This is a genomic window from Paracoccus salsus (assembly GCF_021556615.1).
Classification (GTDB): domain Bacteria; phylum Pseudomonadota; class Alphaproteobacteria; order Rhodobacterales; family Rhodobacteraceae; genus Paracoccus; species Paracoccus salsus.
The window spans coordinates 45,575-61,652 of the sequence record NZ_JAKGGD010000009.1; the positions used below are offsets into that span (position 1 = coordinate 45,575).

General features: G+C 63.6%; 11 protein-coding genes and 1 tRNA gene. 2 read left to right on the forward strand and 10 right to left on the reverse strand.

Annotated elements, in window-relative coordinates; all coding sequences use genetic code 11:
• Window positions 1-20: 20 nt before the first annotated feature.
• The 9 genes from L1965_RS15005 to L1965_RS15045 form a co-directional block, all read right to left on the reverse strand.
• Window positions 21-527: a DUF669 domain-containing protein gene (locus tag L1965_RS15005; protein ID WP_235757251.1), complete on the reverse strand. Its 507-nt coding sequence runs from the start codon at window positions 525-527 to the stop codon at window positions 21-23.
• Between the two features lie 22 nt (window positions 528-549).
• Window positions 550-1,296: an ATP-binding protein gene (locus L1965_RS15010; protein ID WP_235757252.1), complete on the reverse strand. Its 747-nt coding sequence runs from the start codon at window positions 1,294-1,296 to the stop codon at window positions 550-552.
• Complete coding sequence (locus L1965_RS15015) at window positions 1,296-1,781, reverse strand: hypothetical protein (RefSeq protein ID WP_235757253.1); 486 nt, start codon at window positions 1,779-1,781, stop codon at window positions 1,296-1,298. Before L1965_RS15015 ends, L1965_RS15010 begins: the two co-directional genes overlap by 1 nt.
• A gap of 10 nt (window positions 1,782-1,791) precedes the next feature.
• Complete coding sequence (locus L1965_RS15020; RefSeq protein WP_021096360.1) at window positions 1,792-2,001, reverse strand: helix-turn-helix transcriptional regulator; 210 nt, start codon at window positions 1,999-2,001, stop codon at window positions 1,792-1,794.
• A gap of 298 nt (window positions 2,002-2,299) precedes the next feature.
• Window positions 2,300-3,043, reverse strand: coding sequence for a helix-turn-helix domain-containing protein (locus tag L1965_RS15025; protein WP_277882980.1), 744 nt, complete (start codon window positions 3,041-3,043; stop codon window positions 2,300-2,302).
• 190 nt (window positions 3,044-3,233) lie between these two features.
• The gene (locus L1965_RS15030; protein ID WP_235757255.1) at window positions 3,234-4,178 is read right to left on the reverse strand and encodes a hypothetical protein; all 945 of its coding nucleotides are present in this window, start codon (window positions 4,176-4,178) and stop codon (window positions 3,234-3,236) included.
• Entirely contained in the window at window positions 4,153-5,343 is a 1,191-nt protein-coding gene (locus L1965_RS15035) for a hypothetical protein (protein ID WP_235757256.1), read from the reverse strand. Before L1965_RS15035 ends, L1965_RS15030 begins: the two co-directional genes overlap by 26 nt.
• Window positions 5,344-5,447: 104 nt before the next feature.
• Complete coding sequence (locus L1965_RS15040; protein WP_235757257.1) at window positions 5,448-6,170, reverse strand: ImmA/IrrE family metallo-endopeptidase; 723 nt, start codon at window positions 6,168-6,170, stop codon at window positions 5,448-5,450.
• 10 nt (window positions 6,171-6,180) lie between these two features.
• A complete protein-coding gene (locus L1965_RS15045) occupies window positions 6,181-6,507 on the reverse strand; it encodes a helix-turn-helix domain-containing protein (RefSeq protein ID WP_130992038.1) in 327 nt (108 codons plus the stop codon).
• A 157-nt stretch (window positions 6,508-6,664) separates the two neighbouring features.
• Between L1965_RS15045 and L1965_RS15050 the strand changes: the two genes are divergently transcribed.
• Together L1965_RS15050 and L1965_RS15055 are read left to right on the forward strand one after the other, a co-directional pair.
• Window positions 6,665-9,919: a hypothetical protein gene (locus L1965_RS15050; protein ID WP_235757258.1), complete on the forward strand. Its 3,255-nt coding sequence runs from the start codon at window positions 6,665-6,667 to the stop codon at window positions 9,917-9,919.
• On the forward strand, window positions 9,916-15,852 hold the full coding sequence (locus L1965_RS15055) for a DEAD/DEAH box helicase (protein ID WP_235757259.1): 5,937 nt from the start codon (window positions 9,916-9,918) through the stop codon (window positions 15,850-15,852). Before L1965_RS15050 ends, L1965_RS15055 begins: the two co-directional genes overlap by 4 nt.
• Window positions 15,853-15,981: 129 nt before the next feature.
• Here the strand turns inward: L1965_RS15055 and L1965_RS15060 are convergent.
• Window positions 15,982-16,058, reverse strand: a tRNA-Met gene (locus L1965_RS15060).
• Between the last annotated feature and the right edge of the window lie 20 nt (window positions 16,059-16,078).

Below are 16,078 nucleotides of genomic sequence, written 5' to 3' on the forward strand. Positions count from 1 at the left end.
GCCCGCGGCGGCCGAGGGCGTCAGCTCTTGCGGTTCCAGGGTGCGGTGGCCGGGCGGGCGGGCGCCGACTGCGCGGGCGCGCTGGCCGGCTGCGTGGCGGCGGGCTTCGGCGGGGTCGCCTGCGCCGGGGCCTCCGGCACCAGGTAGCGGATCGTGTTGCGCTCACCGTAGCCGTCCTTCGGGGGCTTCACGCCGACCTGGATCGTCAGCGGGATCAGGTGCAGCTCCTCGCTGTCGTTCACCTGCAGCTTGCCCGTGGCGTGGCAGATCGCCGACAGCGTGCGCTGCGCGATCTCCACGGTGGTCGGGTTGGCGTTCACCAGGTTCAGCTGGTCGAAGACCTTGCGGCCCTGCTGCGGCCCCTCGAGGATGTCGAGCATCAGCCAGAGATACTTACCCATCCCGTTCTTCGTGACGCGCATCTCGCTCTCGACGATCTGGGCGCGATACTTGCCCGCGGGCAGGATCTCGTAGGCGGTGGTGGGCTCGATGCCGGCGGCGTCAAAGGCGGTTTCGAAACGTGCCATCGTGCTGTCCTTTCAGTCGTAATCAGGCGGATTGGGGCATGGCGGCCAGGAACTCCGACCACTCGAGCGGGAGGGTTTCCGGCAGGCCGTAGCGGTTCTTGGCGAGGAAGGCGGGGCGCTCCTCGGTGTGCATGACGCGCGCACCGGACCCGAGCGCCCGGGTCACCTTCTTGTTGAAGCCGACGTCGGACTTGCTGACCGAGATCCGGTAGTTGGCGAAGAGCACGACGTCCGAGTGCTCCTGCAGCAGCGCGGACGCGCGGGCCTGCAGCTTGATCACGTACCGGTCGTAGGGTTCGTGCTCGGGGCTGTCGAAACGCTTGATGTCGGTGTGGGCGATCTGGATGACCGCCATGCCCTTCCGGTCGCGGAGCGCATTCAGCCTGTCGATGTACTCGCGCCAGATGGTCAGCGCCTCGGCGTAGCCCTTGCCGAAGCCAGGGCTTTCGATCGACTGCCAGCCGTTGCGACGGCAGGCCTCGGCCCAGATCAGCGGCTCCAGCCAGTCCACGCTGTCGACCACCACCGTCGAATATGGGTGGTCCTCGTCGAGCAGGGCGTCGAGCGCCTCGGCGACCTCCGCGTAGCTCGTCGCCAGCGGGAAGTGCGGCACCTGCAGCTTGCCGAGACCGTCCTCAGTGAGAATGAACACGGGCGCGTCGGCGGACGCGGCGAAGGTGGATTTGCCGATGCCGGCGACGCCGTGGATCAGCACGCGCGGCGGGCTCAGCACCGTCGAGGTGCGCAGGGATGCGAGCGAGATGGCCATCAGCGCACCTCCTTGCCGAGCAGCAGCCGGAACTTGGTCTTGCCGGTGCGAACCGTGCGCGCGGGCTCGAACTCCTGGTGGATGTCCTTGGGCCAGGCGTTGTACTTGCGCTCGGGCACGCTGAACGCGATGTCCACGTACTCGGCGGGATGGGCGCCATCCGCCCGGATGCGCTCGACCAGACCGGCGAGAATCGCCTGATCCCAATCGACACGCTTCGGCAGCTCCGCGACCACGGTGACCTGGCCGTCCTGCAGCCTGACAGTGCCGGTGTCCTTGCCCTCTATGCGGCGCGCAGCCTGCGCCTCGTCGCCGTACTTCAGCGCGATGGCGCCATCGAGCCAGTCGCAGAGGGCCTTCGCGGAGCGCAGCCGTTCATCGGCGTCCTGCTTCAGGAGCACCAGCTGGTCGCCCGGCAGCGCGGCGATCTCGCCGACCGGCATGGTGGGAAGATCGTCGATGGTGATGCGGTTGGGGATCGTCATGGCCGTCCCCTCACGCCAGCTTCACGGCGGGCTTGTCGGCCGTGCTCGAGCAGTGCCGGTTGGCCTCGTAGGCCTCGACGTCCTCGAGCCGGTACACGACCCGGCCGCCGATCTTGATGAAGGCGGGGCCCTCACCGGTCCAACGCCAGCGCTCCAGCGTGCGCGGGCTGATCTTCCATCGAGCCGCCAGCTCGACCTGGTTGAGATGCGTGACTGACATCGTCGTCTCCTTCGCGATTGGCCGAATGCCTGCGAACGAGACTGGGGTGTGCGAGGGGAGGAGATCGGGAGGGCGGTGGGAGGGGAGACGGGAGGAATGCAGATCGGGGTGCCCGAAGACGAAAAGGCCCGCAGGTGATCGCCTGCAGGCCTTCGATATCGTGGATTTCTAGCCTTTACTGTGCGCTTCGCTCGGCGCAAACCACGCTACAAATCAGCAATCGGGTTGCTCGGAGGGGACCAGCCATCCGGGACTTCACGTTGGCGAACCGGCTTGAACCGACCCTTCCGCGAGCAGGTCAATCCACATTGAAGACCGCATCGGGCCAGTCTTGCACTCGCCAGCCGCGGAATATCGCAGTCCCACCCTCCAAGACACTGGGGTCCTGATTCTCGATGTGCGCGTCATGTACGCGGCGGAGGTGGCTGACGTCTTGCTCCGAAATCACGACGTGGGCGTGGAGAACGCAATCGAGAGCGATGCGCCCAGGCGCGTGATAGTCACCATCGTTCATCAGTACTCGATCAAGCTCCTGGTAGCTCGAAAAGACGCCGAGATAGGCGATGAGCCCGTGTTCGGTGAGCGCCGCGATCGCATCTTGGGCCTCGGCAGCAAGGCGCAAGTCAGTCTGGCGTCCCTCCCTGTGGGCTTCCGCATTGCGCGGATCCCGCAGCATGTGCTTGAGAACCTCTTGAAACGCCTCGACCGCGTCGACATTCGCGCCGGTAGGCTCCACATCAAGCTCGAACGTGAAGTTGAAGACTTCAGTCATCTTCTCGACGAGACGCCGGCCTGAACGGCAAGGCAAGTGGATCACCTCTCCGGGCGTGTCGGAGTGCGCAGGCGCGTCTTCGTTGCGCAAGCTTTGCGCCGGAACACCCAGCGCATCCGCAATGAACGCCGCGGTTTCTTGATCAACTGGGCTTCCATTCTCGGCCCTGTAAATAGTCTTGGGGTGGACGTCGCTCATTTTGGCTAGATCCCCTTGTGACAGGCCCTTCTGAGCCCGCAGGGAACGCAACCTATCGCCGTTAAGTGTCATGGATCGTCTCCGTGTGTTGTGTGACGGCAAGATGGACGCTCCACATTGAAGGGGGAATGGACACTATATGGCCAGTTGCTAGACAGTGCATGGACAGATGATGAAATTCAATGTGTTATACAGCCATTGGCGCACCATAATGGTGACATCAGCGGCGCACCGCACAGCCGATGCGATCGATCTTCTGCCGTCACACTTCGAGCCAGGCGCTGGAGCCGCTCTCCCGGATCACTTCCTGCCACGTGGGGTGGCCGTCGAAGAGGTTCTTCATTCGCTTCACGGAAGGACCACACTCGGCCTCCTCGAGGATGCGCGCGACGGGCAGCACCGGATCCCGGTCCAGCCAAGCCTCGGCGAGCATGGCGACGGCGATCTTCTGCTTGCCGCCGGTGAACTCGTGCCACTTGCCATGCACGATCAGCACGCCGCCGTCGCCGGAGACCCAGACGGGTTCCTTGTGCGACGGGCCCTTCAGCAGGCGGGCGGTCAGGACCTCCGGGGCGACTGCAAGACCATCTTCATGATCGACCACGTCTGCCAACGCGACGAACTCATGGCCCCGGATGAAGCGGAAGCGATGCCGATCCGGAGGGTCGAGAAAGAGGACCACACGAAGCCCGTCGGCCGGGCGGCGCGCAACGAGCTGGCGGAACTCCTGGAACACGGCCGGTGTCGTAAGACGGCGAGCGACCCAGATCCCGACACGTGCCCTTCGCTTCGGCAGTCGCGCTGTCCCGAAGTCCAGCACCGCGCCGTGGAGGTACGGCACCGGGTCTTTTCCGAGCGAGCAGTCGAGGCGGGCGACCACCCGCCGAGCTGCTGCTCCCATGTCCAACGCATAGACCCGGCGGCGGGCGCTCGCCTGTTCGTCGTGCCAGGCCGCGTTGCCGAGATGCCCATGCTGGTCCGTGATCGGGTGGTCGATGACGGACGTCGGGGTGTCGTCCAGATCGTCCTCGGCAACGACGGACATCGCGCCGCCGCGCTGCACGAGCAGTCCGGTATCCATCAGTGTCTTTCCGGCGCCGCGCATATGCGCCAGCGCCATGGCCGAGACCCGCGCATCGCGGGTCCCGGCGATGGACGAGAGCAGCCGGCGGGCGGCGAGATCAATCCTCGAAGAGCTGCAGGTCATCGACCAGGATCCCCCAGCGCCGCAGGTACTTCTCGCCGATCATCTGCTCGGTCGCGGTGCGATCCTTCAGGTCGCAGCCGTGGGGCCAAGTGATCGACAGCGTGAGGGTGCGCCGGCGGTCGCCCCCTGGGCGCTTGGCAAGCTTCACCGCCAGTTTGGCCCGCGTGATGACGAAACCGTCGCGCAAGGGCGTGCGCTCCTGGAACATCTCGTCCGCCATAGACCAGATGGTACCGTCCGCACGGGCCATGTTCTCCAGTGTGACCCTTCGGCTGCTGTCGTCGATCGGCATGAGGCGCAGCTCGCGCACCTCGACACCTTCGATCCCGTCCTCCGGGTCGACCGGGAAGTCGTACGGCGTCAGCAGCACGGAAAGGTCGTAGCACCGAAGCGGCAGACGGTTCTCCTTGAACGCGATGCCGAGAAGGTGCGTGACCGTCGCCTTCACGATCTCGCCCCGCGTCGCCTTGTCGTTGGCGATCACTTCGATGCCGCCGGTCGCGGGCTCATAGGTTACCGCGGCCTCGAAGACGGGACGATAGGCCTGCCGCACGAGAGACCCCTTGTCGTCGAAGCGCAGCAAATCGTCGGGCCGTCCCTCGCGGTAGATCGTCACCTGCACGAGGTCGCATTCGTCGCCCTCATGGGTCGTCCTAACTCGGTCGAAGATGTCGACATGGGCATGGGCGGCGCCCGAGAACTCCTTGATCGCGGAGATGAAGGCGTGACGGGCCGATGCATCGCGCTGCACAACGCAGCCCGCGTCGGTCATGTAGCCCGCCCACATCCGGCCGCGCCTGCGGTCCTCGGTGAAGCGAACTTCCTCGGCATGGCGGAACCGGTCCTGCGCATTCAGGAACATCCAGAGCGAGCGCGCATGCGGGTTCGCGAGCCCGTCGAGGAAGGCGGGATCGTCCGCAACGCTGTAGATCGCGGCCTGCCCCGGCTCGTCGGACAGTGCATGGACGCGCTCGGCGTCGTTCGAAATTCGGTCACGCTGAACGCGGGACATCTTCTCGATGGCGCCGAGAAGCGGCTTCGACAGCTCGGCCTCCGGCACGCTCCAGTCGAACTCGGTGGGCAGGCCGATCTCCGGCCGGTCGAAGTATTCGCGCAGCGCCTCGCCGGGCGTCTTGCGAAGGAAGGCGGACAGTGCAGTCACCATGATCTCCTTTCTGGTGATTCCATGTATCGGCTGATCTGCTAATCAGCGTATATCGCGCCAGAGTGGAGTCAATCGAAAAAATACGCGCTTCCGCGGATTCGCGATCAACGGCCGAAAAGCGAGGGCTGTCCGTGTGTCGAAGTGATCAGGTTCAGCTTCAACAGCCTGATGCGGGCGGCATCTTCGGAGACCGCGAACCGCTCCGTGACCATCTCGATCAGCCGCGCGGCATGCTCTGTCGAAACATGGATATCGCCATGCAGCTCGCGCGGGCTGCAGTAGTCGGAAACGAGGCGATGGACCGGCGTGACCGGCATCAACAGAGCGCCGCTGATATAGCCGGCCTGCCATTCCATCCAGTCGGACTGCGGGGCGTCCAGGATGTTGTCGCGCTTGGAGATCGCCTTGTTGGCGTTCACGCCGCGCTCGAGCAGGTCGCCGTTGGCGAACTTCTGCGCCCAGAGAGGCCCGTGGAACTTCACGTGTCCGAACTCATGGGTGAGCGTGGTGCGGAAGCGATTCTCGCGCCGTTCGTCGGCCGCGATGCGTTCCGAGATGGAGACCTGCGGTCCGCGGTCGGGGAAGAACTCGGTCACCCCTTCGACATCGGCGCCATACGCGGACAAGTCGGCGTAAGGGTCGAGGTCCGCACCGTGCATCTCGATCAGCACGGTCAGGTCGTCGGTCGCCACGGGGTAGTCGACCGTCCCGCGGCGCTTCAGCAGAAGGTCCCGGATCAGTCGCTCGCATTCATTGTCGAGATCCCGCGCCTCGTAGAAGGGTCGCTCGGCAAAGCGGCCCGTGTTGTCACGGATCATCTTCACCATGCCAACCTCCTTACTCCTTCAACGTCTTCCTGAAATTGGCGAAGGCCTCGACGACCTTGTCCGGAGTGGACGCATCCGGCCGCAGATCATCCGGTAGCCGGCCTGCGAGTGCGTATAGGTAGTCCTCCGGGATGTTCAGGATGCCGGAGAACTGGCGGATCAGGTGCCCCGAGCTGGGGCTGCGTCGATCGTGCTCGATGTCGTTGAGGTACTGCGGGGATATCGACCCGCCGCCCTCTTCCTTCATCACGCGCGCTGCGAGCTCCTTCTGGCTGAGACCGAGTCCCTTGCGGGCCTTCGAAATCGCCTGGCCGAAGGTCACACCGTCGGCGGACATGGCCGGTTCATCGCTTGCTCTCCCTGTCAATCCGCTTGTTCGCGGATATGCGAACTGTTACGCCTTATCCCCAACAGTATCAACAGCGAAGCGGACTCGCGGCCAGCGGGCACTGTAGACGGAAGGGTGTGCTTTGGGTTGCAGGACCGCAGACTTCTTGATCAACAGACGCCGCCAAGAAGCAGGGGCGCCGCCCTTCATTGGCCTTATCCCCCTGGACGAAGCCGCGCGAGTGCGAGCCATTGAGCGCACGCGACAGTTTCTGGACGGCCGGCCGGACAGGCTGAAAGTGTTGTTCCGCCAGTTTCCAAGCCTCGCAGCATGGCTCGTCACTCACTCTCTTAGCGAAGGATATGGAGACACCGGCCATGCGGTGTACCCGCATATTGCCGATACTCTTCGCGTTCCGCTTGATAACCAGCAGCATCGCAAAGTGCTGTTCAGCTCATTCTGTGGCGTCTGCGACCGGTTCGGGTTGCCTACTCGAGGGTTCGATCGCGATGTCGACGTCTACCTTCTTCATGCCGGAGTAAGCCAAGCGCAGCTTCCCCATTTGATCGACGCGTTTCTGAGACAGGAAGCAGCATTTGGTCCGCCGCCTGTCGAAACGACCGTGCTACTCAACCGCTGGGAGGACGATGCCCTGTATTTCCTTCCACCCGCGGTCATCGTGCCTCGCCGTGCGATCCTCTGGGACGAGACTGCCTGGCATGCCGCCCTGTTTGCACGGATACGCCAAGATCCAGAGGCCTTCGTCCCTGCGATCGAGTTCGAGAGGTGTTTCAAGGAAGTCTTTGACCAGAGGCTGAAGGAAACGCGGCCGACATCAAGTCGAGGAGGAAGCGAGGCACTTGCACCACGGCCCCGGCTCCATTGGCAGTCTGGGGGGCTTGTCTTGCGACTGCCTCGAAGCGAGGGACGTATTCGCCTGTGGCTCGATGGGGCGCAACGACCGCTGCGTTTGCGTGGTGGCGAAGACTGGACACTTCCGCAGCCCTGGCCGCGCGAGATACGTTGGGAAATTTCTGGCCAGAGCGGCCAGCTCGAACTCGTCGCGCACGGAGGATGTGCCGCGTTCGACAGGATCACCGGCCACTATCTGCGCGAGATCCCGCGAGGGGCGGTAGAGATCGAACTGGACTCAACGGACATAGCGATCCTGGCACGTGCGCCGTTCTCCGTAGCAGGCGAACCCGCTCTTGAACCAGAAACCGATAGTTATGTTGGCTTTACGATGCTTGGGCCCCGCCCTGTGGCGCTCAACCTCGACGGTGTTCAAATGGGCCTCAGGGCCCGTCCACGAAGACGCCTTTCCCTGGCGGGCGCCGAAATCGCGAGCGGTCCACGGGGCGTGCTTCACGGGCAGTCTGCACGCCTTCGGGTCGAAACTGGATTGGGACGCTCCGAGACCCGTGCGGTACGGGTCGCGCTCGGCATGCAGTCGCGGCTTATCGAGGTACTGATCTCAGATGACGGTTTTGGCGATGTCGGGATGGAAGAGGTCCTAGCGGGCTTCGCAGAGACTGAGGCAGCAGACCCGGTGCGTCTTCGGATGGAACTGATGGCACCTAGCGCTGATGGTGCCACTGTTCATGGCTCCGGGATCGGACTTGCCGCCTGGGTATGGCCCGGATTTCGGGACTCTGACGGGATTGTGTTCCATAGCGACCGCCCGGTCCGTAACCTCGTACAGGACGAATGCCTCCATGTCGGCCGTGACGACCAAGGGCGTCTTTGCCTTGATCCCGGCGGCGGATACAGCGTTGCACGGGCCGTATTCGAAATCGAAGGCGTTCATGTTCCATTCGATCTGCCTTGGCCCGATGTTTCCGTAACCAGGCGCCGTGCAGAAGGCAGCCTTGCCCCACTCCCGATTGGCACGCGGCTCTCGGTTGGTGAAGATGATCGCTTCGATACGATCAGCATCCGGTGCCCTGATCAGAAGGCGCAACTGGTCATCCGCGGAAGGCGGGAAGAGCGGCCGTTCTATGGTGGGCTGACCCGTAGTCTAGCTGTTCGTGATCTACTGACACCTGCGTCCGATGAACGAGTGCTACTGCGGCGTGGAAACGGTTCGGAAGTCCTGTTGTTCGAACTGGTTGCAGCACTTGCCCCCCAGGGGGTTAACCTTCTTCCCGCTCGTAGCGCGATCCGGCTGCAGCTAAAATTCGGAGAGCCGGTGGACGCAGTAGCCGTCGAGGTTGAGGATGAAACCGGAACGGTAGTTCTCGCCGAAGCCGCGCTGCGGCATCGGCCGGTGGCCACCCGACGGCCAGAATGGTTCCATGCCGAGGTGAGCGACAACGACGCGCACGGCCTCGAACTGACACTTGACGCCGATTGGTTCGATGACGGCCCCCGCTTGGCCCGGCTCCTGATCCGCCCCGAAGGACGCGATGGCTGGCGACCGCTGCGCAATTCGCGAGGCGACTGTTTCGCAATCGCTGTTGCCAACCCGGCGGCGGACGACTTCGTGCAGCACGGAGAGCTTCAACGTCGGTTCGAGGCCCTCAGTCGATGGCTGTCGGATTGCTATGCAGCAGAGTGCTGGCCAACGCTGGAGCGCACATTGGTGCCGCGCTGGCAGGAACTCGGCCATCGGCTGCGAGAACTTCACGGCGGCGACGGAGCGGTGATGAGAGCGGCCTGCTTGCCGCCTCCCGACCACGCGGCCCCCGGCTGGGTACCAATCCTTCACCCCTTGCGGTTCGCTCCGGATCTATACGCTGCAGCGCCTCAGGCATTTGCCTCACTGGCGGCGTCCATAGATCCCGGCGTCGCCGAAATGGCAGCGCTCGCCACACTCGACACGGCGCGCCTTCGCGAGCTGTCTCATCTTCATCCCACGGTCTACCTCGCGTTCCGGAATCTGCAGACAGCGCGCGACAAGGGAGCGCGATTGGAGGGATTCGACCCAGCACGCTTATTCAGAAACCTGCCGCTGGTCGACGGCGATCCATCAGCGGGATGGTTCTGGCGTGGTACGCCATTGCTCGGGCCCGACCATTGGCGTGCAGCACATCTGCGCCTTGTCGAGCGGCTCGACGCCGCTGGTCTATTCGTCGAGGACACTGCCGAAGAAGGGCCGAACAGCCGGCGGCAGGCATCCTTGCAGCGCTTGATGCACGCAGCCTGGATCTTGGCGCCAGAGAAGCTTCGCCCACCTGCTCCGCATCGCAGCCAGGAGTCGGAGGAGCCGGCTCAGGTCGATTTATGGGGCTCGGCGCTCCTTTCCGGCTTTGCCCGGGCGAGCCGCCTGAATGAGGTGTCCGAGTACGTTGAAGGCCTTTCCACGCGGGCGGAAATGTCGCCAACGCAAGCTCTGACCAGCATCGCCTTTATGTTGCGCCTCGCTCCAGAGCTTTTCGCCTTCCATCTATTGCTCTGGCAAATCGCCAAGGAACGCCCATGACCGAACTCGACCCAATCCGTTTCAGGGACGACCTCGGCGCGACGCTGGCGCGCTACATCTCAACAGCCGCCGCTGTCTCTTCTGCGCGGGCGCCGCGACTTTCACGAGCCGTCGCTGACGCATGCGCGCGCTCGGCATTGGTGCGCGGCCCGTTCGTCGAAAGTTTGCCAGACTTCGAGAAGGGCGGAAGCATCGAGGAACTCGTTGCTAACGGTGCATTGCACGGTGCTTGGTCAGCGCTTTCCGAAAGCGAAGAGGGGCGATCACTGTGGCGCAGGCGGCTTCACCTGCACCAGTCTGCAGCCATCGGGCGCGACGAAAACTATCTCGTCGCCACAGGCACCGGCTCCGGCAAAACGGAATCCTTTCTATTCCCCCTGATCGATGATCTTTTGCGTCAAGGGGAACTGGAGCGGCCAGGCGTTCGGACGATCCTCGTCTATCCGCTCAACGCCCTCGCAAACGACCAGATGCACCGTATCGCCCGGCTCTTGTTTCGGGATCTCGGTGATCCCGGCATCACACTCGGGCGCTTCACCGGGCAGGTGCGCTCAGATGCGACAAGATCGGACGAGGAAGTTCGACTGACCGCCACGCCCACTTTTCAGGCCGATTTCCCCGACGCGCGCCATGCTCACCGGAACTGGCTTCTAGCCAGGGGCGAAATGTTGGCGAACCCACCGCACATTCTCGTGACAAACTACGCCATGCTCGAGCACATCCTGCTCTTGCCGCGTAACCGCGCATTGCTGGCCGGGGCGGACGTCCGTTGGCTCGTGCTCGACGAAGTCCATACCTATACCGGCGCCCAAGCAATCGAAGTCGCTTTCCTCCTGCGAAAGCTGAAAGCGCGTCTCGGCATACCCCAAGGGCAGATTCGGTGTGTGGGGACGTCCGCGAGCCTTGACCCAGCGAGGCGAGAAGAACTCGCGCGATTCGCGGAGGACCTGTTCGGGGAGCCCTTCCCGAGCGGTGACGGTTCGGTAATCACCGCCGAAAGACGCCTCCATCCAGCATTGGTCGACGGTGCCGAACCAGAAGCTCTGTCCGCGTCCGCCTGGGTCGAAGCAGGACGGGTACTCTCGGAGTTGCGAGAGCAAGGATGCCTCGCGGCTGACAATGCCGAGTATCTGACCGAGGACTGGAACGAGGCGATGCGGGAGGCCGACCTCGATGCGCTGGTCCTGAACCCAATACATCCATTCGGCGAAGGGCTCATTGCACGGCTCGCCGGCATTGCAGAGGTTCGTGCGGTGGCCAGTGCGCTCAAGGAGCGAGCTCTACCCTTCGCCGATCTGGCAGCGCGAGTATTTCCATTGGAATCTGGAGAGACGGCGCAGACAGCTCTGACGGCTCTGATCTCGCTTGGTGTTCTGGCTCGCCCTTCCGTACCAGGCGCGTTTCCACTTCTTCCAGCACGTTTTCATCTCGCCGCCTCGGGTGTCGAGGGTGTGGCCCTGAGGCTGTCTGCGAGCGACGCCGAGAATTGGTCGGACTTCCGGCTTTCTCGCAATGGCATGCATATAGCTGAGGCCCCGGCCTATCCCCTTCTCGTTTGCCGCAACTGCGGCGAACCCTATGTCGAGGGATGGGATGATGGAACTATGCTCCATCCGCGCCCCGAAATCAGTCCTGGATCAAGGCGCCGGGTTCTAAGGTTGATCAGAGCGGGAGAGGCCGCGACAGAAGTTGACTCTGACGAGCAAGACGAGGGATCCGAGGACGAACCCCCTTTCGAGTTCTTCGCCGACACTGGCGAGTTGGCCGACGGCCCCGAGGAAGGCGTCCTCTCCCTTGCCGAAGCGCCGATGCGAGACGCTGCCGAGGAGCGTCGCAGCTATGTCCGAAAATGCCTCTCCTGCGGAGCCACCGGCGGACGCTTCGCCGAGCCAGTTACCCCGATCCATCCTGGCGACGATGCGCTCGCGTCGGTAACGGCCCAGGCGCTGCTCGAGGCTCTGCCGCCGCCGCAGGCGCGGTCATCCGAAGCACCGATGCAGGGTCGGAATCTTCTCGTCTTTGCCGACAACCGGCAGGACGCGGCGTTTTTCGCCCCATTCTTCGAGCGTACCGCTCGGGATCAGGCGCTTCGCGCAGCTATGGTCCAAGCGCTGCGCAGAGAGTCCAACGAAGCGCTGGACCTCATGGGGTTGCGGGATGGTGTTTGGACGTCGCTACGGCGATCCGGCTTCAAGCTCTATGACCGCCGCAATCCGGAACCGTTGAGCAGCAGTGCCGCGAAAGACCGCCTGATGGCCCTGATCGCGGCCGAGCTCTGCGGTGGCCCTCTCCGGCTATCGCTTGAATCGCTCGGCCTGATCACTGTCCATTACGAGGGCAGCGCGAGGATCGCGCAGCGACTGGCAGAACGGGTCCAGCCCGAGTATCGAGGTATGGTGTCGGCTCTTGTCCGTTTTCTCCTCGATCTCATCCGGCAAACGAGAGCAATCAACACGTTAGAGAATATCGACCTCACGGACGAGTCGGTTTGGGGAGAAGGGCTGGCAAGCGCCGACATATCGTGGTCACTGACACGAACACACCAAAGTCGCCGACTGCGAACGCTGCTCTCAGAGCCGGGACGTCCCAATCGACCGCTTTGGGTGCTCGTCGATCAGCTCGGAATTCCGGAAGATCAAGCAAGAGACCTTCTCTCTGCTTTCTGGGAGGAGGCGACGCGCCCTAGGCACCGCCTCTTGCTAGCCGGGGGGCATGGTCATGTCTTGAACTTGGCCGCCATGAGATTCGCAGCGACCGCGGAAGGAGAACTGCGCCGCTGCGAAAGCTGCGGCGCGTCCAGCCAGATCGATCTTGGCGGCGCCTGCACGGCGTGGCGCTGCACTGGGCGCACAGTTCCCATATCTGCCGAGGAGCGGGCAGAGATGCGTCGGCGCAACCACTACCTTGTTCGCTATGAAGGACAGCCACTCAGCGGGATCGCGCGGGAGCACACTGCAGCAATTTCGACCACGGAGCGCTCCGAGATCGAAGAGCGATTCCGGCAGGGCGAAGTAAATCTGCTCAGTTGCACAACGACGATGGAAATGGGCGTCGATCTGGGTGAGCTGGAAGCGGTTTTCTGCCGAAATGTTCCACCCGGCATCGCGAATTATCAACAGCGCGCGGGCCGCGCTGGTCGCCGCGCGCAGGCCGCTCCCGTTGCGTTGATGATGGCGAGGTCCGGCAGGTACGATCAGGCACAGTTCAACGATCTGCGCGGCTACCTCGAGGCATTGCCGCCAGCTCCCTACCTGACGTTGGACAACCCCAGTTTTTTCCGGCGGCATCAAGTCTCATGCCTTCTTGCAGGCTGGCTGGATCGTCGCCTTGCAGGCCATGAGCGTACGGGCGCCCCGCGTCTGCGCGATGTGCTAGGCGAACGCTTGGACGTGTCGGCGGAGGCCGCTCTGTTGGCCGACCTTGCGACATGGTTCGCCGCGGACGCAGGAGTCGCCGCACGCGCAGTCGCCGAAGGAATGGCATCCACACTCCCGGCAAGGCTCGATCATGTGGGCCTCGCCGCGGGGGAACTGACTGAACACGCGCGCGCAGAGATCACGCGCTGGATCAGGGCTACGTCCGCTCGCTGGCGTGAGTTGAATGAAGCCTACGAAACGGCACGGGCCGCGCTCGATGATCCGGATGCAAATGAGCAGGCGCGCAGCCGCGCTGCCGGTCGAATGAACGGCCGCTTGGGCGACATGCGTCGATATCTTGATCGTTTCCTCGTCGAGGCTCTGTCGCGTGCAGCTGTGATCCCAACCTACAGCTTCCCCGTGCATTCAATTCATCTCGAAATAGTAACTGAGCGCGGCGCCCGCACTGCCTCTGATGACCGAGCGCTGCAGCTCGATCGAGACGCAGCAATGGCGATCGCTGAATATGCGCCGGGCGCCGAAGTCGTGGCCGGCGGCCGAATATGGACGTCCGCTGGCATTGCACGGAGAGCGACAGTTGGCACCGGCGACGCCTGGATGGAACGTGGATTCCATCGCGTTTGTCCAACGTGCCAGCACGCAGAAACACATCACGACCGGGATGACTTTGGGGAGAACTGCCCTCAATGCGGCGCCCGGGCCAGTGGCCCGCGCCGTGCCTTCGTTGAACCAGTCGGGTTCCTGACATCATATACCGACCGTCAGGGCAGAGATCCCGGCGCAACACGTTTGCGGGTTCGACCCGTCGACGAGGCTCGCCTCCTTACGCGAGCCCGCCCTGAGGACTTCCAGGTTTCGGACCTCGCACGCGTCACTCATTTCTTCGCGCCGGCTATTGCTCCGGAGGGAAGTCAGCCTGGACGCATGCTCGTCCTGAACCGCGGACCGCTGGGTGCGGGCTATCTTTGGTGCCCGGCCTGCGAGCATGCGCGGCCGGCACCCCAGGAGGCTCTTGGAGGGGCCGAGATCCGGGCAGTGCATGAGAACCCCCGTACCGGCGACCGGTGTCGGGTCGAGTCCCTTCGTTGGCCAGTGGACCTGGCGCACGTTTTCGAGACGGATCTACGCGGCATCCGCATCGATCAACCGGTCCCCAACTTTTCCGATCGCCCGACCGACACCGAACGGCGGGCAGCTCGTGATGGCTTTCTGAGAACGTTGGCAGAGGCATTGAGGCTCGCAGCAGCCGACATCCTTGAAACCGATCCGAGAGACCTGCGTGCGACCGTCGAGCTGCTCGGTGCCGCCCCGCTGGTGATCCTCTCGGACTCGGTCCCAGGCGGTGCAGGCTATTGCCGCCGACTGCTCGACGATTCTCGCTTCTCGGCACGCGTGCTACTCGGTCGAGCAATCGCGGTCCTGGATTGCCCCCGAGGCTCAGCGTGCGAGACGAGCTGTTCGCGGTGCCTGAATGATTATTCCAACCAGGTTCATTGGGATCAGTTTGATCGACATCCGGTGCTGAATTGGCTGCGCGGCCTGCTTGCGGAGTCGACACGGCGCCCCTCTCATGCTCCCGAGACGGCAGTCCCCGTAGCGCAGACCGCGGCGGCTACGCTGCGGGTGCGTCTGGAAGGAGCCGGGCTTGTAGCCGTCTCTTCGCCAACCCTATGGGGCGCCGAAGATCGATCCGAAGCGATCACAAGCGCCCGGGCACTGAGAAACTGGCTCGATGAAGCAGCGAACCGTCATGCGCTCTTCCTCCTTCCTCCGGGAGCAGTCGAAGCGGGCACACCAACAGGCCTTGATCGCGAGATTGCCTATGCTTTGGCACAGTACGAGCGATCCGGTCAGATTCGCTTCGGCACGCTGGATAGGTCCGCCTTGTTGCATTCGCCTCGCCTGTCCGTTCTGAAGGGGCGCGGTTCTGAGGCTTCCGTGGATGCCTTCTACGCAGAGCAGGAAGCGGCGGCTGCTCTTGCCGGCCCCCTCATGGGGGTGAGCCATCTGTATTCATGTTCAGCAGGCGACAGCTGGCTCGCCTCTGTTCAAGACAGCGTCCGAACGCTGCCGGGGCCGTTGGCCGGTCTCACCGAGCGCTTGCGCGTCTTCCGCTTCCGGCCGGGAACTGCCCGTGCACTCACGCCGCTTTTCCAAGGTGTGGCGGGACGCCGTGTCGCGCTCGAAATCGAGGATCCCTGGTGCGGCGTCCGCCCGCACAACCGTCGTCGCCTCGCAAGCTTCGTCGCTGCGGTCGGCGCAGCGGGCGTCGGCATAGAGCGGCTCGCGGTCGTGTGGAATCCCGATCATGGAGAGCCGGACACGCCGCAAGCCCAGTCGAGCGCGGTGCGCGCTGAGCTGCGATCTTCCGGAGTCTCGGTTACGCCCGAACTCCATCACCGCTCCGGACGCGACCGTCATTTCCATGATCGCGTCGTAACCATCCAGACCGTCGACGACGGGGCCAGAGTCAACTTGAGATGGGACGTGACCGCGGGGATCGACAATCTCATGTCTCACTCGAAAGAGTGCAGTGTTTTCATCGAGGAACGCTGAGCTCAGCAGCTCATCCGGAAGCACGAAGGACTTCGGCCCCTCTTGCTTCCACAGTGCTTCCACGGTGGCTGGAAACGCAAACGCCGCCCCGGAGGGCGGCGCATAAGCGTTTGATAACGCGGGAAGATTTGGTTGCGGGGGTAGGATTTGAACCTACGACCTTCAGGTTATGAGCCTGACGAGCTACCGGGCTGCTCTACCCCGCGCCAATTGCATCGCGTTCATG